The organism is Oceanobacter antarcticus (genome assembly GCF_044962685.1).
GTDB lineage: Bacteria > Pseudomonadota > Gammaproteobacteria > Pseudomonadales > Oceanobacteraceae > Oceanobacter > Oceanobacter antarcticus.
Window position 1 is genome coordinate 284657 of sequence record NZ_JBBKTX010000001.1, and the last position, 20248, is coordinate 304904.

Below are 20248 nucleotides of genomic sequence, written 5' to 3' on the forward strand. Positions count from 1 at the left end.
CGTTATGTTGATGTGTTTACACCCATAAAAAACGGCGCTTCGGCGCCGTTTTTTATGGGTGATGGATAACCGCTTACATGGTCTTGCAGGCAGTGGTACAAAATCCCTGTCATGCAGTCTTTTAGTACCCTTGGGGTCAATACCAGCAGATATCATTGGTGCCTTTCAGGCTGTTATAGGTTTCCAGGCCTTTGTTGCCAGCCTCGTTATAGGTCAGGATGCCGCAGGCCCAGTCAGTCTGGCTGGCAGTGGGAGTCGCTTTTAATGTGTAGGTGTGAGTGCCCAGGGTTGAGCTGATGCTATAGCTATCACTGACGTCGTCGATGCAGCTGTTTTTTAGCGTAGCACCACTGTATTTGGTGGCCGCTGCATACCGTTTTTCCAGTGTCTGGGATATTTCCAGTAAACAGGAGGTGGCGGCATTTCGGTTGGTCTTGATCACGTAATTGCGGTAACTCGGAATGCCGATAGCAAACAGGATGCCAATAATCGCGATGGTCACCATCAGCTCGATCAGAGTGACGCCCCGCGCTGCAGTGCGCCGTGGACTCAGGTTATTCATCAAGCAGTTCCCTCCAACCAGACCAGCCCTGGTCGCCAGTGGTAAATGTAAATGGGTTATCGAGCCCGAGATTGGTGATTGTCTCTCCGGTGGTCGTGCTCTGGGATGTGTTTTCTTCGCTATGGCCTTGCAGGGTAGGCGTGCCACCAATGGAAATGACGGCGGGTGTGAATGCTTTGCCGGTGCCAATTTTGACGTTGCTGCCATCCACCGATGCATTACGGTGCAAAACGTTGGTCGGAAACAGTCCAGTGTCGAGGGAATACAGATAATAGTAGGCATCACAGCTGGCTTCGGTATCTCGTTGCAGTGGCAAGAAGATCACGCTGGCGGCAATTTCTACCTGATCCGTAATGGTGACGTCGGATTCCAGTAGCTGAATATGTTCGTAGTTGGAGCTATGGTCGGTCTCTTTGGTGTAGGTGGTGCCGGCGTCGTTCCAAGAGCCGGATTCACCGATCATACTGATCCAGTCGGGTCGCCAACTGGTTTCGGAAGCGGGCAAGCGAAAGACTTTTAAGCGTTCTGTGGTTTGAGCCACCATGTAGTCCTCGCCTCTGAGAGTAGCCGACTGTAACCAGAGTACGTTTTTCTGCACCGTAGATGAGGTGCCTATGTTCCCTGTCAGCTTCCAGGACAAGCTGCCTTTCATCGAGCCACTGTCGATCAGCACTGCGCTATAGACGTTGCCCTGGTTATCGCCAAAAGAGACTTCAAGATTTTCCAAATTGCTGCTGCCGCTGACTGCGAAGTACTGGTAAGCCAGTGGTGCGGTGGTAGCCTTGCTGGTTTTACTTGATAAATCGTAAACGGTTTTACTTGAGCCAGATGTCAGCTCCCTTACCACCAGATCGGTGTTATTGGTGATGTACATGGCGTATTGCTTGTTGTTGCTGGTGAAGGTTACCGGGCGATGAGGGTTGTCGCCGCTGCTTTCTTCCACCCAGAGCACGCTGTCCAGATCACCAGCGGATGTTAGTTTCAAGGCATAGTGCATGGCACCGCCTTTGGCAGAACCAACAATGATGTTATCGCCAATGGTTGCAATTTGTCCTTCCATTGTGTGCTGGGTATAAAAGGTTGTGTAGTCATCCAGGTCGGTAACCAATGGTCGGGGCATAAACCCCCATTTTAATTGTCCGCCAGTATTGACGTCGTCACTGCGGTCAACGGCGTAGATAAAACCGTCATCTGTCTGAAAAATCACCAGATCATCCAGAATGACGGGTTGGGTGATGTAAGGTGCACCGATCCAGGCGGAAGAATCCCGGTTGCCGAGGTAAGTACCACCAGCATAGTCAGGTGTGATGGTGTAGCTTTTGATCTGAGCGGTACTCAATGTACCGAGTGTTCCAAAGGCGGCGTCATCCAGGTTTTTAAATTTCACCAGTGTGCCAGAAGCATCCGTTGACCAGAGGCGCTCTTCGCGCAGAGAGGTTGTCATTTTGTTGTTGGCATCCCAGGTGGCTGTGCTACTGGTGCCACTGGTGGTTAGTTTGAATGCCATCAAGTGGCCGGTAATACCGCTACCGCCTGTGACGGCATCGGAGGTGTCATCGGTCTGATAGGGGATATAGGTCAAGTCGCCGTAATTAGCGGAGCTAGTGACCGCTGGAGCCGCGAGGCTGTAGATGCCGTCGTTTGGTGTCACATCGACAGCGGCAGCCGTGTACAGGTCGGTGAACATTCCTGTGTCCTGATAGGCGTATTCTACTCCTGAGCTGTTGCCGACCTGGATGTTTGCCGCGAGTGCTTCGCCAATAAAGGCGGTTTGGGAATTTGCCTTGATCTCAAGTGTGCCATTGGCAACATAAATACCAGCGGCGATTTGCGCCTGGTCATTTATTGTCAGATCACCGTTGTGCACCCATATTTGCAGGCGTTCCGGATATTGCGTGGTATCACGGGCGCTGGCATTGCCATTCTCGCAACCGGCGATATTGATGCAGGAACCATTACCTTTGAAGGATGTACCATCATACAGGTGCAATTTTACGACCCCGCTGCCATCACCTGCTTTATCACCGTTTGTTTCTGTCATGGCAACCTTGATGGTCACTCGGTCAGTCAGGGTCATTTTATTGATATAGTAGGTGCCGGGTTCAAAGTAGACCACGTCGGTGTTAGATATATTCAGATAGCTGATACGGTAGGGAAGTTCAGGTATTGTGGGGTCAGGATCGACGTAATAGTTAAAGTACATTTCTCCTTTGCTGCCTGTTCCTCCTTCTATTTCCTGCCATTCACTGCCCAAGCGATTATCGAATGTTGCGGTGTAGGTATTGCCACTTTTCTGGATGCTGAGAAGAAAGTTGCCCAGATCGCTATCAGCAGTGTTGTAGCCAATATCGGTGGTACAAGGAGAGCTACCATTAACACAAAATAGCTTTTGACTACTATTGTAGCGATACCAGTTACTGGGATATTGAAAGGTATCGCCATCGTTTTTATATCTGAAAATGGCAGAACTGGATGTTGTTAAAAAAGTGGGCAGGGTCAGAGGATCCAGCGTTGTATCACTGGCTGTTAGCCCACAATCTGTTTTAGTCGGGTCTCCCTGGTAGAGATTACTGCTGCCTACGTTGACCGTTGAACTTCCAGAAAAGGTCACCTGACAGGTTTTTGAATCCCCGCTGCTGCCTATGCTGACGGTTCCGTCTTTCAATACAGCAAAGGCACCGGCCTCCAGCGAGGTCGAGGTGACCGGATCACAGGCACCCGCCAGGGTCTGGTGAGTAAACGCAGCCAGTACAATCAGGTGAGCAAGATATCGAAGCGGTTTCATCAATAAACCTCCTAGTGCAAAACGCTGTATACGGCTTGTAAGCGCACGCGGGTGGTGGGTTGGGAGCCGTAGCCTGCAACGGTGATGGTAAAGCGGTCGGTCTGGCGCGCTGCACCAGTGCTGCCAAGGCTGTTGGAATAGCCCTCGGCATCGGCATTGGTGTAGCACAGGCTGGATGTGTCGGTGTCGTTGTCGTAACCGATCATAAAGCGGGGTGACTTGGCTAGCTTCAGAGCCGCCAGTGCGGTTTTAGTGTCACTGTTGTAGCTGTACAGACTGACGGAGTCGTCATCGTTCCATTTGGCACTTTTTGCCAGCCAGGGAGTGGAGGTGTCGCAGTTATCAGTTCCTTGCCCGCCACCGCTGCCGTCTGAAACCGTCAGGGTTTTGTACATGCCCTTGTTGACGCCGAAGGTGTCGGCAATCTTGTTTTGTTCTACCAGGGCGAGAACGTAGGCTTTGGCTTGATCCAGCGTATATTCTGCCGCCTGGAAGGCCCGGTTACGATCTTCGTTGTTCGACGCCATACGAATTTCGAGAGTGGTTGATTGCACCGCCGAAATACCGGCAACGGTGAGTACCAGCAGGACAATAATGCTGACGATAAGCGCGGATCCGCTTTGGTGGGATGCGAGCGCTGTTGCTGTTGCTTGCTGCCGAAGGGCCACTGCCTTGTGGAATGACATGTTGCTATGCCTCTGTTGCTCTGGTCGGGTGTATTGCTTCATCTGTTACTGCAAGCGACCGCGAATCGCGACGACGAAACTGCTACTGCGGCGAATTTTTCGGTCTGTGGGGGTTATTTCTGTCAGGGTGCCGTCGGTCTCGCGCTGATAAAACTGATAAGGGGTCTTGGAGTCGGTGATGTTGTCTTCGAGGCTTTCGGCCAGCAGGCTGACGCGTACGCTAATGACCTGATCCCACTCGCCTGCCGTGATGGCGGCGGCTGTTTTGTATTCATCGGGGTATCCGTCACTATTGGTGTCTACGGCGTACTCCAGTTGCATATCGGTAATGCCTTCGACTATTTCATGGGTTTCCGCGCTGCCTGCATCGGTGTTGCGTACAAACAGGGCGCTATTGCCGTCGTCGTTGGTTCCGACGTAATAACTGGTAGTGCGTACCTTGATCACGGAGGCACCGGCAGAGTAGGCGTAAGGAAAATTCTTGGTGGCATTGCCTGGGGTGGTGCTGTTACCGGTGTTGTGTACGGTGGTGCCATTGCTCTCGGTATAGTGTGTCACTTGAAAGATAGAGGCTGTCCGGCAATCGGTGATCACAACAATATCGCTGCCCCCGAAGGGTGCTGGATCCATTACCGTGGTGCGCAGTACGGCAGAATTGTTATTCATGGTGCCTTCGAGCTTGGAGCCGGTGCCGTAGGAACCGCGAACCACCAACACATCGGTTCCTGTTTTGACGTCGGTAGAAATTTCCGTTGGCAGGCTGTTGCCATTGTCATAACCCTGCACGATGGTGCCGAACTGCTGGTCAAAACCTGTGGCATCTTTGAGCATGTTATACATTGCATCAATACTGCTGAGGCAGGAATAGCCGGAACCCGCCATGCGGATCTCTCTGGACAGGTAGTCGTAAGAAATGCGGACATTTTCTTGTAATCGGGCCATGGCATCATTGGTACGATAGACGCTCTGATTACTCTGGAATACCGAAAAAACGCCAGCAATAATCACTGCATCCAGCGCCAGAACGATCATGAGTTCGATCAGTGAGAAGCCACGGGATTGAGCGGACATTACCTTTCTATTGCTCATAAGACGGCAACCATGTTGATGCTGAGAGTGCGGTCATCTTCAATATCGCCATCGTCGTCGAGATCCTCGGTAACAGACAGATCGTACCAGCTGATGGTAACGTCGCACATGGTGACTGCGGTAATCGCATTAGTAGAACAGGAGACAACACCTTTGCCACTGGGGAGGGTGCGTGTGATTTCGCTTTGCCAGTCTTTCAGATCAGTCGCTGCTAGCCCGTCGTCCGTTGTTGTGGCTGTTGTGGCTGTTGCGGTGTTGTAGTTATTGGTCGCAGCATATTTGCTGTTAGAGCGCAGGCGTTCGAACATGTCGTAGACCAGAATGCTGGCCTGCGAGCGTAGATACGCTGCGTTATTTTCTTGCAGGGCACGGGTTTGTAAGCCCGCCAGGCCGAGCAAGCCGATCGAAACAATCACAATGGAGACCAGTACTTCAACCAGGCCAAAGCCGGACTGCCCTTGTGGTGCTTTTGCTGTTTGAGCGGAATGAGTTATTGGATACATGAAAGGTCTCCGTCAGCAGTCGCTTTTTTGGGTGGCGGTGATGCTGGTGCGCCCACCAGACGCGATGCCGACTTCGCGGGCGTTGACTGCAGCGGGTGCTTGTTCGGAGCAAATAACGACCTTGCCAGGGTTGTTAGTGATATTGCCGTCGGCCTTGTAGCGGATCGCTGCGGCAAATTCTGAATCCGGGTAGATATTGACGCTGGATGCGGCGTCTGCGTACTTGATGACTTCTTCGCTGCTATCCGCCGCCAGCGTGCCGCTGCCATCGGTGTCCTGAAAGGTGATCCAGCCATCGGCCCAGTTGCTGGAGTTGCAACTTGTCTGGTCTTTGCTGGGGCATAGCACCACATTGGTATTGCGTTTGACCGCTTCGGTGCGGGCGAAAACCAGTGCGCCCATAAAACGGTTGGCTTCCGCAGTCAGTTCGGAGCGGCTCAGAAAGCTGCTGAGGGAAGGGGCTGCGGCAAACATGATGATGCCAAATATAGCGATAGTGACCATCAGCTCGATCAGGGTAAAACCAGACAGGGGGCGGACGGGCGCCAACCGGATGGGCGGACGATATAAAGACAACAACATGGTTCAGGCTCCTTTTTAAACCATTCAGCCTGTGTGCTTGCTACACCATAAGTGAAGTGGCTGATAATGGTCGAATATGACATCTGTTTTTGTCGCTTGCAAACAGACTACTTGGTTCACTTATGAGCCGATAATGGCCTTGTTAAGTGTATTTGATGACGTATCTTGACGTTGATAGTAGACGCTTAATTCCAGCAACTGGCTCTTTTTAAGTTTGACCGATGGATCACGTAAAGATCTGATGCCAAAGTATGGGTTTGTGTGCTCTGCTGCATTGTTCGTCAATATCTGATGGTTATGTAAAAAAATAATTTCTTTGAATGAAGTGATAAGCGGTGCCGAATTTGGGATGAGTGGAGCGAATTGTTGCTGGTATCCGGCTTGTTTTATCGCGAAAGAAAGGCTGTCTGGCAAGAGGGGATACCGTTGGAATACTTGATGTAACTCATTGATTTTGTTCTGCAGAAGTAATAAATCGGCTGATCCTGATGGCGTCTTTGGGATGGTTAAAAAAGAAAGAAAATTGCAAAAAAAAAGCACCGTTACGGTGCTTTTTAAAAGAAGAGAAGTTCGGCTGTTATTATTTCAGTTTCAGCGTGCTCAGCGTGTGCTCACGAACGCGCCCAAGCAGTTCGCTGTTCTCTATCAGTGACTCGCCGTAGGATGGGATCATGGTTTTTAAACCTTGCTGCCATTCCCCCGTCATTTTTTCTGCGAAGCATTTGTCCAATACTTCCAGCATGGCATGGGCTGCGACGGATGCCCCTGGAGAGGCACCGAGCAGGGCGGCTAATGAGCCATCGGCAGCGGCGACCAGTTCGGTGCCAAATTCCAGCTTGCCCTTGCCCTTGGCGTCTTTCTTGATGACTTGAACTCGTTGCCCGGCATGGGCCAGAGTCCAGTCACTGGACTTGCAGTCAGGGAAGTAACCCCGCAGTGTTTCTACCCGGTCATCGTGGGATTGCATGACTTCACTGATCAGATATTTGGTCAGATCCATATTGTTCATGCCCACCGATATCATCGGGAACAGGTTGTCGGTGCTGACCGATTTGAGCAAATCCAACTTGGAGCCAGATTTCAGAAATTTGGTGGTAAAGCCGGCGTAGGGGCCGAACAGCAAGGCTGGTTCACCGTTGATAATACGAGTATCCAGGTGTGGAACCGACATGGGAGGTGCACCAATGGGGGCTTTGCCATATACCTTGGCATGGTGCTGCGAGACGATTTTTTCATCCTTGCATACCAGCCACTGACCGCTGACAGGGAAACCGCCATAACCTTCGGCTTCTTCTATACCGGACGCTTGCAACAGGGGCAGTGAGCCGCCGCCAGCACCGAGGAAAACAAAGCCGGTATTCACTGTTTTGGTTTTGCCAGACAGGCGATCCCGCAGCGTGACCGTCCAGCGTTTCTGCTGTTGGTGGCGCTCGAAATCAATGACTTCATGATTCAACAGCAGATCAAAATTCTCTTGCTGTTCCAAATGCCCAACCAGGTTGCGCGTTAGTGAGCCGAAATCGACATCGGAACCGTAGGAGGTACGGGTAGCAGCCACCTTTTCATTGGGGTCTCGGCCACCCATCACCAATGGCATCCACTGTTTGAGTACTTCCGGGTCTTCGCTGAATTCCATGTCTTTGAAGAGGTGGTGTGCGGACATCTTTTCCGCACGCTGGCGCAGAAAGGCAACGTTTTTCTCACCCCAGACAAAGCTCATATGAGGCGTGGCATTAATAAACTGGTCGGGTTGTGGAAGATCTCCTGTCTCGACCAGATAGCTCCAGAGTTGGAGGGATATTTCGAAATTGGCATTGATGGTTAATGCCCGGTCGATGCTGATGTTACCGCTGTCATCTTCCGCCGTGTAATTGAGTTCACAGTAGCCAGCGTGACCGGTGCCTGCGTTGTTCCATCCATCGGTGCTCTCGTGAGCAACATGATCCAAACGTTCTACCATTGTGAGTTTGAGCGCCGGATCGAGCTTGTTCAGCAGCGTACCCAGGGTCGCACTCATTACTCCTCCGCCAACCAGGAGTACATCGACCTGTTGTGTAGTCATTACGATTTCGCCTTTTGATCAGAAAGTCGTTTTATCAGGAAGCCGGGCCACACCGAATCTTCCTGTCGCGATCAACTTCCAGGCTTGTGGCCTGCCGTCCCAAATCATACAACTATGACAGTTATACAGGTGGTCGGGTAAGTTGATGCAGAGCCGGGGCTTTATACACAGACTGTGGAATCCGTACAACTGTCCTCTGGAAGACTGCTACTAATGTATATTGCTGCTGGTTTAATCCCGGTAGACCGCACGGGTTTGGGAACTCGTCGCTAACCTAGGGGGAGCATGCTGCACGGCTCGCTCTGGAACACTCCAGATGTCAGATAATTGATTTTTACAATCATACCTCTAAACGAGACAAATGTTGCAGTGCTGTGGCAGCACTGCTGCAACCGAGTGTTTCATCTGCTGGTGTTTGCAAACGCTGATTATTTTGGTTTGAACTGGCCGCTTGGCTTGTTAGAAATGGTTGCCGGAGTCGGTTGCTTGGACTGGTCGGCGACGTCTGGCTTGGATGCAGGAAGGCAATTGGAAATCCCTGCAGGTGCTCACGGCTAATCGGGCAGTTATTGCGAGTCTAATGCTTTCTGCATGAGGTATGATGTCTGCTTTTGGATGGAGTGATAGCGGCGTGTTTGGCAGCATGATTAACAAGGGCTTGACTGCCCTGATCGAGAAAAAACTGGCAGGTGCCGGAACCGTAGAACATGTTGAGCTGGACAAGCAGCAACGAAGCATCCAGGTGACGTTGTTGCTGGAAGGGGAATCGGAGCCATTGCTGGTCAGTCTGGAGGGTTATCGGCTGGAGGAGCAACATGGCCGGACGAAGATTGTGTTTGAGCGTACGACAGCGTCGCGTCGTTGGATGGCAGTGTTATTGCAGGAGTATGGGCAGGAGTTCAGCTTTCTGGTGCCGGAAAAGTATGCCAGCCTGGTCGGTTTTATCTTGCCGTGACCTGCGTAACGTAACTGGATGGATTGACGCTGTCATTCTGAATCAACAGGAAGGGCAATACGGATCCTTCGCAGTGAGGCTTCTGGCCCGTAAGTTCAGGTATTTGGGAGATCCCAAGCTTGACTTCTGTTTTCGGGTTTCTGACCACTTTGGGATGGTTTGCGGGTATTTTTGCAGATAAACCCTGCTGTAGCATTCTGGTGTGCTTTAACTTTTTGTTAGTATGCGCGCGCATCGCAGATTGAATTTACAGCGATCCATAATATAAGTGACTTGGCATTCGACTGTTTTGGTGCGTGTTACTTTGCAATTGTCATGTCTCTGTTCTATTTTGTCGTATGAGTGTGTTAAAAACTGTAAATTCAATGGCCAATTTCGAGGCAAAAAATGTTTGATTCTGGCTACTGGTAACAGTGCCTGGAAGGGTCATTCGAGGGATAAAGGGGATCGATTTGTCGGATCGTTTACGAGGATGGTTGCTGGGTGGGGTAGGCTTGCTGGCTGTCCTGCTCAGTCTGTACGTGTCCCAGTTACGTGTGGATGTAACGTCCCAGGCGATTTTGGCTTACGGTCTGGTTGGCGTTGTCATTATTCTGCGGATGTTCGAAAACAGAGTCATGCAAAATAACGGCTCCATTGAAACTCGCCGACTGCTGCGGATTCTTATTCTGATTACCGCATTCTTTGTTTCCATGCGCTATTTCGCCTGGCGTCAGCAAGAAACGATTACCTATTATGATTTGCTCAGTTTTATCTGCATGCTGATTCTTTTTATGGCTGAGATATACGGTATTATTATTTCTTTTTTGGGTAGTTTTGTAAATATCCAGGGGCGTAAGCGAGAACATATTCCGTTGCCGGACGATCCGGACAAGATACCGACCGTTGATATTTTTGTTCCCAGTTATAATGAGCCTCAGGAAATGCTGGAAATTACCTTGCTGGCTGCCTTGCAGGTTAATTACCCCCAGGACAAACTGAATGTCTGCCTGCTGGACGATGGCGGTACGTTGGGGCGTCGGAATTCGGATGACCCGGAACGGGCGCGCAGTTCGCAGGAACGTCACGATACGCTTAAAGCCATGTGTGAACGTATCGGTGCGACGTATCTGACGCGGGAAAAGAACAATCATGCCAAGGCCGGTAACGTAAATGCCGCGCTAGAAAAAACCACCGGTGAGCATGTATTGATTCTTGATGCCGACCACGTACCAACGCAGGATATTCTTGAACGCATGGTCGGTATCATGATTGATGATCCGAAAATGTTTCTGGTACAAAGCCCACACTTTTTTATTAACCCGGATCCTATTGAAAAGAACCTTCAAACCTACGGCAAGATGCCGGGTGAAAACGAAATGTTCTATGGGGTGATCCAGGAAGGGCTGGATTTCTGGGACTCGTCTTTCTTCTGCGGCTCCGCTGCACTGATTCGTCGAAAATACCTGCTGGAAGTGGGCGGTATTTCCGGGGACTCCATTACCGAGGATGCAGAAACCGCGTTTTTGCTGCATGCCAGAGGTTACCGAAGCGCCTATGTCAATCGCCCAATGATTGCCGGCCTGCAACCTGAAACCTACTCCGGCTTTGTCGTGCAGCGAATGCGCTGGGCGCAGGGCATGGTGCAGATTTTTATATTGAAAAATCCGCTTTTCTTCAAAGGCTTGAAACCCTGGCAGCGGCTTTGTTACACCAGCAGCTCGGGATTCTGGTTCTTTCCGTTTGCACGGGCCACCTTCCTTGTTGCACCGTCGGCGTACCTGTTTTTCGGTCTGAAGATCTACGACGCCAATATGACGGAATTTTTTTCCTATGCACTGCCACACTTGATGGGTGCTCTGATTGTGACTGATTTTCTGTTCGGGCGTTATCGTTGGGCGTTGGTATCCGAATTGTATGAATTGATGCAGTCGTTATATTCTTTGCCAGCGATTCTTGAGGTCATTAAAAGTCCCCGATCGCCCGAATTTGCTGTGACTCCGAAAGGGGAGTTTATGGATGAAAACTTTATTACTTCTCTGGCCGGGCCATTTTACTGGTTGCTGGCTTTTAATATTGCCTCTCTGATTGCAGGTCTTATCCGTTTGCATGTTGTGCCTCAAGATAGCGACGTGATTCTGATCACCATGTTTTGGGAGTCTTTTAACCTGTCGCTGATGGTTTGTGCCATTGGTGCATTGTATGAATTAAAACAGCGCCGTCAGGATCCCAGGGTAACGGCTGATATTGCGGCCAGAGTGATCGTGAATGGCAAGTCAGTACCTGCAACGATCGTGGATATGTCATCCGGCGGTGTGGGGGTTCGTATCAAGGGCAGTGTGTACCAAAAGCTGGATGTTGACCTGCGTGGGGTGGACATTGTGGTACGTGCCTACAGTGTGGCAATGAAAGCAGATGTTAATCTGCCTGGGCTGGTAACATCCACCGTGGACAAACCGGATGGCAGTGTGGTGCTCGGGCTCAAGATGGAACTCCACGATCTGGATCAAAAACGTCAGTTGGTGGCGCTTGTGTATGGTGATAGCGAGCTCTGGGTGAAGGAACGGGCATCGCGCATGCCGACCCTCTCGGTAAGAGAAACGCTCTGGTTTTTGTTCAGTTCTGGTGCCATCAGTTCGGCAGCGCATTTCAGGCAACTATGGATTGATTTTGTGGCGGCCATGAGGCGCAAGCTCCGGGGCGCTGAAAGTCAGTAGGCAAAAAAGTAGGTAAACGAACGTAGGTAAACGAACGTACCGATTTATCGCGCGAAACGGTTGGCAATGCTGTGTTTCGTACCATTTAAGTAACGGAAAAATGACAAAATGATGCAGTCTTTATTTCGCGCTTGGTTCATGACGCTTTTTGGCGCTGGTCTGCTGAGCTGGGCAACTCTGGCTCTGGGTGCCAGCAATGCGGCGTTACCTCCGAATACCATGACATTAGCCAAGCTGGTTGGCCAGACAAACCCTATTGACCTCCGTGGCACCCAGACCATTTATCCAGTGTATATACCCTTGTCTCAGCGGATGGTGCCTGACCAGGTGGTCTTGCACCTTGAGTACGTCAATTCCATTGCTCTGGTAGGTGCACGATCTCAATTGGTCGTCAAACTAAATGAAAATGTCGTTGCCCAGATACCTCTCAATCCGGCCCGTCCGGAAGGGGTTGCGGATATTCGTTTGCCCAGTAGTCGTTTCAAACCGGGCTATAACCGCATTTCTTTCAACATTGCCCAACACTACACTTATGATTGCGAGGATCCTGACGCCCCGGAACTCTGGTCCCAGATTGATACGCAGAATTCCTATGTGAAATTTGAAGGTGAGCTGACGCAAGTCAATCCGAAGCTGTCCGGCATTGATTCCCTGTTCGACCAGCGCTGGCTGGGCGATTATCAGTTGACGGTGGCAACACCGGTTTTCCCAACGTCAGAATATGCAACCTGGGGCGCTATGGTTTCTCAGGCCGCTGCTGTTCACCTGGAATACAAAACGCCGCAAATTTTTCATGAAGTACTGCAGTATCAGAACACCACAGATAACAAGAGACTGAAGAATTACCGCTTTCCTTATCTCGACCAGAAACCGTTGCGTGGGCGCGATGCCATCATTGTAGGAACCCAGGCTGATTTACAGCAAATGTTGGGCAGCAGCTGGGCTAATACCGTCTCTGGCCCTTATCTCGGTGTGTTCCCCATGGATGAGGATCCAAGGCACTTTATTCTGGTCGTTTCCGGCATCAAGCCTGAAGACGTCGCTACGGCGGCGCGTATTCTGGGTTACCTGAATTTCCCGTTGCCAGACCAGGCGACCGCCAATTTCTCCGGTTTGAGGATGGATCATCTGCCACGATTTGCAGCTGCGGACATGGTGTCCCAGAACTCGATCTATCGGCTATATGATTTCGGCTATGAGACAACCACCATGCGCGGTGCCGGAGGGGGCAGTGTCGATGTCGAGATTATGTTACCGCCCGACGTCTATGTTTCTGAAACCAGCCATGTTGAACTGAATCTGCACTTTGCTTACGGTGCTGGTATGCGCGGTGATTCTGTTTTTAATATTTTTATTAACGGCCGTTTTGAAAACGTGGTACGTCTCAGTGAGGTTGAGGGTGAGGCCGTGCGCCGTCACACCATCAGCATACCTACCCGGTCACTCAAGCCCGGTATAAATACGATTACCTTTGCCGCGAGCATGATTACGGACAACTCGGCAGAGTGCCAGATACGAAACGATAATAATTTGCTGTTTACCCTGTACGACGACACCACCATCGAGTTTAACGGCCTGGACAACTATGTGCAGATGCCGAACATGCGTTTGATGGCAACGACCGGCTTCCCCTACAGCTTCAATGATGATGGTGAAACGACAGTCGTGGGTCTGGGCAGTAATGACTCTGATGTCCTGGCTGCCTCCTGGACCTTGATGGGCAAGCTGGCAGAGGTGATGCGCCATGTTTCGATGGATCTGCAATATCGGATTGGCGATTTTCGTGGTGTTGATGGTGGCAATCTGATTGTCGTGGGTACGGTACAAACCCTGGATGCCGATCTGTTAAAACTGGCGCCGATCAAGTTAGGAGAAGAAAGCTTGTTGCAATACGCCCGTGCCACCGGGGTTGGCCAGCAACCTCGCTATGAAGGCTCGCGCTTGTGGATCAATGCCGATGAATATGGCACCCATGAATTCAATTATGTTAACCCGACCCTGAAAGGCAATGGTCTGGGTGACTTTGGCTTGCTGATGCAGTTCCAGGGAGGAGACTATGGCAATACCGTGACCTTGTTTACTGCCGGATCGGGTAAAAACTTGCTGGAGACGTCGCGAGAACTTATTACGCCGGAAATCTGGAGTAACGTACAGGGTGATGTCACCGCCTGGAAGGCCGGTGAAGAAGAGGTCTACGCTCGTACTCTGGGTGAACGCTATCATATTGGCAAGCCGCGATTCTCCAACTGGCTGATTTACCACTTCTCTTCCGATCCATGGGTATTTATCGGTATGTTGCTGGTGTTCTTGCTGCTACTTGCCCTGTTTATTCGCTGGTTATTAAAACGTTTCAGGGAAACTCATCACTAATGCATCCTTTGGTACAGGCGTTTTGCTATCTCTGCGTTGTAGTCATCGCTTCCTGTGGTGCCGGTAAGCCGGCGGCCATGATGGACAGTGGCTGGAAACAGTATAAACAGGCGTTTGTACAAGCTGATGGAGCTGTGGTGGATAGCGGTAACAAGGGCATCAGTCATTCGGAAGGCCAAGGTTATGCGATGCTGCTGGCATCGGCCTACGGCGATCGCAAAGGTTTCAGAAAGCTTTGGAGCTGGACCCGTACCCATTTGCAGATACGGGATGATCGGCTGTTTGCCTGGAGCTGGTCACCCGCAGACGGGGTCAAGGATAAAAACAATGCGACCGACGGCGACTTGCTGATTGCTTGGGCATTACTCCGCGCTTCAGAGCGTTGGGATAACCCGGATTATCGTGAAGCCGCCCGTCTGATTGCGCAGGATATCCTCGAAAAACTGGTCTTCAAGGTCGGAGACAACACCGTATTGTTACCGGGTGAATATGGCTTTCACCACGAAGACCGATGGCAGATTAACCTGTCGTACTGGGTTTACCCTGCATTGCAGGCGCTTGATCGTCTGGTGCCGGACAGCCGCTGGCAGGCTCTGGTGGACAGTGGTAAACAGCTCACTCGCATTATGTCCCAGGGCGACTGGAAGCTGCCGCCAGACTGGGTTGAAATAACCGCCACCACGGTACCGATTCCTGCCCCTGACCACCCGTCACGTTTTGGTTATGAGGCAGTACGGCTGCCTCTGTATCTGGTGTGGTCGGGTGAATACACGTCTGATTTGCTTCACAACAGTCGTTTGTTCTGGCAACAAACCAGCAAGCGCAGTTATATGCCAGCCTGGGTTGATGTGGTATCCGGTCAGGAAGCTGAGTATCCGGCACCTGACGGTTTTCGGGCCATCTGGCAGCTGACCGATCGGGCAATCGATAACGCCAAGAGCACCGGTTCGGTTGCCGCCCCTGATACGGCACTCACCAAAGACCTCAAAGGTCAGGATTATTATTCAGCCAGCCTGCTGTTACTCAGCCGGGTGGCTTACAAGGAGCGATTTCTGCAATGACATTGTCCACACTTCGTCCCTGGCTGCTGGGTGGCCTGATGATTTCGTCGACTCATGTGGCGTTTGGCACAGCGAAGGATGTGGCTGATCCATTTACTGCTGTTCGTGGTGATACTTTTTTACTGGCAGTCAGCACCTCAGGTCAAACCAATATTCTGGAGGATGATCTGCCAACGGCAGAAACCACCAAAATCCGGGTACCTCAGACACAGGCAGCCCCTAATCCAGCGGCTGAGGCGCTGGGGCGCGAAGAGTTACGTTTGTGGCAGTGGCTGCAAATGGAACAGTATCAGCGTATGGACAGCAAAATTACCGAACTGAAGCAGAATTACCCGGAGTGGAATCCGCCGCGCAAGATGCTGGAACTGCTGGAAGCAGGGAAAAACAAAAAGGAACTGGATCAGGCGGTAGCGACCGAAAACTGGCGCAGTATTATCTATTTGTCGCAGCGTGATCCTGGATTATTTACCTGTGGACAATACTACAACCTCTGGACGCTGGCAGACGCCTACTATGAGTCGAACGATCTGGAAAGCACGCGCCAGATCTATCTGTCGATGATGAAAGACTGCCAGGCGGATGACACCCGGCTGAATACCTTTCGTCGGGCGCAGCAGCAATTGACGCTGGCAGATATGGATGCCATCTATCAGACGGAAGCGGCGCGCAAGAGCAATCGCATGAGTAAAACCAGTCTGTCACTGATGCAACGGGCATTGTTGCGCAGCCGCGTATTGGTTGCCGCCAAAGATGGGGATGACGGTGTTGTTATTGATGCCATTCCTGATTTTGAGAAGGAAGTGATCAAGCAACGAGACAGCGGCTTTGCGCTGATTTTTGGCTGGGCACTCTATCGGGATGAACAATTGATCCAGGCCGATGAATGGTTCAAGCGTGCTCATGAGTGGGAGCCATCCGAGCAAACAATACAGGCAATGGCAACGATTCAGGGGCGTCTTGGGCGTCTGGATGAAGCCGAAGCGCTGGCTCGCAGCAACCTCAGCGATCCGCTGATGCGTGATATGTTGGGGGGTATTCTGTCGCAGCGGGCCAGTGCTGCTTTTGACGAAGAAAACTACCTCGGGACGATGGCATATCTGGACGAAGCAGCGGAATACACCCCGCGCAGTCTCGATGATGAAGCCATGTATGGCTGGGCGGCCTACCACACCGGCGACAAGCAACGTGCCGCGACAGCCTTTGAAAGGGCTTACCGCGAAGATCCTACTGAAGATCTGGCCCAGGGGTTGTATTACAGCCTGTACGACACCGATCGAGGGCAACTGGAAAAAGCCGCCGAAGCGCAACCAGGGCCGCTACAAGGGTTGCTCAGTGCCAAAAACAGTGAGGAAGCTTTTAATACCGGGCATTATCGGACCGCTTACGACGAGGCTCCAGAGCAGTACCCGGAACTGCAAGGTGTGGGGTCTCCCGCTTTACTGGGAGGAATGCTGTTCTATTTCCGTTCGGGCGACAGTGGCACTAGCCAACTGGATACCCAGCGTTTGCCGCTACTCAACGGCGAATTCAGCTATCGTCGTCATATTTTCGACTTGCAGCTTTCAGGTGTGACGTTGAATAGCGGTACTTTGCAGGATTTTGCCTTGATCGGTAGCTATCCAGGTCAGGAAGAAACGTATCAATACTCGCCAACAACCGAGATTAATAATGCCGTCGACCTGCTGCTGAATTATCGCTACGAAGGGCGTATATCACCTTACTTTGCCATCGGTCTGACGCCTAGCAATGCCCCTATTTCGCCACGTACCCAGGGATATCTGGGGCTGGATTACCAGATGCAGCGCGGCAATATCAATCTTGAGCTGTTTTCCCATCCTATAAAGGAGTCGATTCTGTCGTACGTCGGCTTGTATGACCCTTACGAGGGAGTCTCCTGGGGAGCTGTCGACAGCCAGGGATTTTCAGCGCGGGTTTTCTTGGGTCTGGGTAAGGATTTTGGCGCTTCTGCGGGTTTGAAAAGTGCCTCGTTATCGGGTACGCGAGTGGCGTCCAATGACGAAATGGAATTCAACCTGGCGGCGCAAAAGCAATGGAGCAACGACGATTGGGAACGTATCACGCTCGGGCCAACCTTCAAATTTCAGCGTTTTGACCGTAATCTGAGCAAATTTACGCTGGGGCATGGGGGCTATTTCAGTCCGCAGCAGCTGTTTAAATACGGTGGTGAACTGACAGCACTGACGCGAGAACAGCGCGATTTTGTGGTTCAGGGCAAGGTTAACTTTGGTTACCAGCAGCATCAGGAAGACTGCGCACCTTTATTGCCACTGGAAAGTAACCTGTGTTCGGAGTTTTATACCAACAACAAGGTTGGCGGTATGTATCTCGGCTTAGAATTGCTTGGCATGGTACAAACCGACCCTCATGCCCAGCTGGGCGGGGGAGTCTTCTATGGCTTGTCGCCCGAGTTTAATGAATTCGGATTTATGTTAGCGGTACGTTTGACGCTGGATCCAAGGCGTTCAGTGCTGACGGCTGATTTACCGGACTGGATCAATACCATCCGATGATCTGTCATCGGCCGTCACTGGTCATGGGCAGGTTTGATGGCATAAAACTGGTACCTGCCGATAAACAACGCAGGTGACTGATTTTCCAGAAGCTGCCACTGTTCCGGTGTCAGTTCACCAGCCGGACAGCTGTAAGTCTGTCGGGCCAACTGCTCGGCTTCTGGCTGCGCCTGCATGCCAACCCAGCGCAGTCCGGCGTTGGCCAGCCAGCTGCTGGCATCGCTGATATCAAACAACTGCTCCCGGTTGCGGCACAGCAGCTCGTAGCAACCGCTGAGGCTGTAAAAATCCGGTCGTTGCAGCAACTGCTGACACTGTTGTTCCGAGAGGCCTGCAGTGGTTGCCAGAGCGGTTTCCATCAAGGCGTAGCGTAGCTGCCGCAATCCGGTGGCGGATGTCATGGCTGTTGTGTCCAGTTGCTGGCGCAGGCGAGTGATTTCCTGTCTTGCCACCCTGCTGTGCAAGGTGATTTTGATCACGCCTCCTGGTTTCAGTACTTCGGCCAGTGCCAGCAACCCGCTCAGGGGGTTGGGCAACTGCTGGAGTACACCACCACATTCAATGGCATCGAACTGCTTTCCCAGCCAGCTGATCTGGCGCAAATCACCCTGCATCCAGTCAATCGACACATCTATATCGGTCTGGTGTGCACGGCCATAACTTAATGCCTCACGACTGAGGTCTATGGCGGTGACGTTCAAGGGAGTGAATTTTTGGGCCAGTTTGAAGGCCTCCCGACCGGTTCCGCATCCCGCTACCAAGAGTTCCGCTGTGTGCTCTGTGGGGATCGAGAGAGCAGCCAGAGCCATTGGGAACAGGCACTTTAGGTGACTAAAATAATTCCCTTGCGGATGCTGTTGCAATGGACGCCAGCGAGGATAAAACAGGCAGTTATCAGCCTGCAGGGTCTGGTTCCGAGTGGCGCTTTGGCTGGAGGTCGGCGGGGAAATCAGCGCCTGATCTGGCGTACCAAAGGTCGGAATGACTGGGCGATGCAAACGTTGACGCTGTTCGTTATTGATCTGGGTGATGAGGTAATGCCGTAGTGGCTCGGGCCAGTCATCTGGGATGGCAAACAGTTTGTCGAGCAAGCCGGTTGCTGTCAGCGGTCGGTACATCAGCAGCATGAGCAGCGCTGGCAGTATTGAATCCTGCTGGTCTGCTGCCTGCTCCAACCAATACTCCAATAATCGGGTCAGCTGTTGGAGTTGCCTGGCTTCACCATCAGTTTCGGCCCAACAACCTCCGTTTATCCCGGTTTGGCTAATCAGTGCCAGCACCAGCGGCAGGTATTGAGTGTCCAGCTCCAGAGTATGAATGCAGCCCTGCAGGAGGCTGAATCGCATTTGGGTCAGATGGCGCTCCAACAGTGGATGACTGAGGGCTATGTGGTGCAAGCTGGCGAGCAGCAGCGGTTCTTGTGTCAGTTGGTTAATGCCTAACAGGGCGTGTTGTTGAAGATCCTGAAAGCGGCATTGCAACAGCTGTGTCGCCAGCCTGGCCAGAGAGGAAACATCACCTGGCAATTGCAGATAATCGACCACCTCGGCTGCCAGTTCCGGGCAATAGCCATCAACGCTGGCACCGGCTGCGGCTTCAAGCAAGCGACTCTGCAGCAATACATCATCGCGGTGGATACGCACCAGTTGACGATAATCCTCAAAAGCCGCTGCGTATTTTCCTTGTTGCAGACGCACATGGGCGAGGTAAAAAGGCGCTCGGGTGGCCACTCTGGACAGCTGTGAGGAACGCAAAAAGTAGTCTTCAGCCACGGCTGGTCGTCGGTCTTCCAGTTCGATCAGCCCGGCGCTGTACAGCAGACTCGGGCTGGTGTGTTTGATGGCAAGGCCAACTTCTATCCAATTTCTGGCAGGTATCAACTGGCCCTGACGCATACAAATGCGGCCTAACAGATTAATAACCTGAAGATTTTCCGGCTGCAGCTGATAAGCCTGTTCGGCTTGTATCAAAGCGCGTTGCAGTGTCAAGGTATCCTGATCTTCAACAGCCTGGGCGTAAGCGAAGCTGGCGGCCATATACAACGATCGCGCCCGTATCGAAGCGGAAGCATGGGATGTTGATCCCTGGAAGGTTAATTGTGGCAACAGGTTTGCCATGAAAATGCCCTCGTAAATACCCCGGCGATGTGGATTCCGTGGCTGGTGATTCAGATCTGATGTAACGGCAAGCCGATCATTAGCAGGCTCCCCAGGTTATCAGGCGATTGACAGCAACCATCTGCTGATAGCCTAAGCAGAGCTTGTGCCATCTTTTATCATTATGATTTGTAAAGAGTTTTTTGTTTTTTGGTGGCAGGGAAGGTCACTTTTTACCGGGCTGGCGGAAGTAGTTTGCCGCCAGCGGAT

13 protein-coding genes are annotated in these 20248 nt (G+C 51.7%); 5 read left to right on the forward strand and 8 right to left on the reverse strand.

Annotated elements, in window-relative coordinates:
* Positions 1-136: 136 nt before the first annotated feature.
* The 7 genes from WG929_RS01380 to mqo form a co-directional block, all read right to left on the reverse strand.
* Positions 137-562, reverse strand: coding sequence for a type IV pilin protein (locus WG929_RS01380; RefSeq protein WP_416204564.1), 426 nt, complete (start codon positions 560-562; stop codon positions 137-139).
* Positions 555-3347, reverse strand: coding sequence for a pilus assembly protein (locus WG929_RS01385; protein ID WP_416204565.1), 2793 nt, complete (start codon positions 3345-3347; stop codon positions 555-557). Before WG929_RS01385 ends, WG929_RS01380 begins: the two co-directional genes overlap by 8 nt.
* Before the next feature lie 11 nt (positions 3348-3358).
* Complete coding sequence (locus tag WG929_RS01390; RefSeq protein ID WP_416204566.1) at positions 3359-4033, reverse strand: pilus assembly PilX family protein; 675 nt, start codon at positions 4031-4033, stop codon at positions 3359-3361.
* 45 nt (positions 4034-4078) lie between these two features.
* On the reverse strand, positions 4079-5104 hold the full coding sequence (locus WG929_RS01395; protein ID WP_416204567.1) for a PilW family protein: 1026 nt from the start codon (positions 5102-5104) through the stop codon (positions 4079-4081).
* 14 nt (positions 5105-5118) lie between these two features.
* The gene (gene pilV, locus WG929_RS01400; RefSeq protein ID WP_416204568.1) at positions 5119-5625 is read right to left on the reverse strand and encodes a type IV pilus modification protein PilV; all 507 of its coding nucleotides are present in this window, start codon (positions 5623-5625) and stop codon (positions 5119-5121) included.
* A 12-nt stretch (positions 5626-5637) separates the two neighbouring features.
* A complete protein-coding gene (locus WG929_RS01405) occupies positions 5638-6207 on the reverse strand; it encodes a GspH/FimT family pseudopilin (protein WP_416204569.1) in 570 nt (189 codons plus the stop codon).
* A 580-nt stretch (positions 6208-6787) separates the two neighbouring features.
* On the reverse strand, positions 6788-8269 hold the full coding sequence (gene mqo / locus WG929_RS01410; RefSeq protein WP_416204570.1) for a malate dehydrogenase (quinone): 1482 nt from the start codon (positions 8267-8269) through the stop codon (positions 6788-6790).
* A gap of 598 nt (positions 8270-8867) precedes the next feature.
* Between mqo and WG929_RS01415 the strand changes: the two genes are divergently transcribed.
* The 5 genes from WG929_RS01415 to WG929_RS01435 all read left to right on the forward strand — a co-directional run bounded on the left by WG929_RS01415 (position 8868) and on the right by WG929_RS01435 (position 17882).
* Positions 8868-9224 carry a hypothetical protein gene (locus WG929_RS01415; protein ID WP_416204571.1) on the forward strand — a complete coding sequence of 119 codons (357 nt, stop codon included), beginning with the start codon at positions 8868-8870 and terminating at the stop codon, positions 9222-9224.
* Positions 9225-9676: 452 nt separating this feature from the next.
* Positions 9677-11920 (forward strand): UDP-forming cellulose synthase catalytic subunit, encoded by a 2244-nt coding sequence (gene bcsA, locus WG929_RS01420; protein WP_416204572.1) that lies wholly within the window; start codon positions 9677-9679, stop codon positions 11918-11920.
* A 108-nt stretch (positions 11921-12028) separates the two neighbouring features.
* On the forward strand, positions 12029-14290 hold the full coding sequence (locus tag WG929_RS01425) for a cellulose biosynthesis cyclic di-GMP-binding regulatory protein BcsB (protein ID WP_416204573.1): 2262 nt from the start codon (positions 12029-12031) through the stop codon (positions 14288-14290).
* The gene (locus WG929_RS01430) at positions 14290-15351 is read left to right on the forward strand and encodes a family 8 glycosyl hydrolase (protein WP_416204574.1); all 1062 of its coding nucleotides are present in this window, start codon (positions 14290-14292) and stop codon (positions 15349-15351) included. Before WG929_RS01425 ends, WG929_RS01430 begins: the two co-directional genes overlap by 1 nt.
* Positions 15348-17882, forward strand: a complete 2535-nt coding sequence (locus WG929_RS01435; RefSeq protein ID WP_416204575.1) for a cellulose synthase subunit BcsC-related outer membrane protein — start codon at positions 15348-15350, stop codon at positions 17880-17882. Before WG929_RS01430 ends, WG929_RS01435 begins: the two co-directional genes overlap by 4 nt.
* Before the next feature lie 14 nt (positions 17883-17896).
* Here the strand turns inward: WG929_RS01435 and WG929_RS01440 are convergent, their stop codons facing one another.
* Complete coding sequence (locus WG929_RS01440) at positions 17897-19999, reverse strand: methyltransferase domain-containing protein (protein WP_416204576.1); 2103 nt, start codon at positions 19997-19999, stop codon at positions 17897-17899.
* Between the last annotated feature and the right edge of the window lie 249 nt (positions 20000-20248).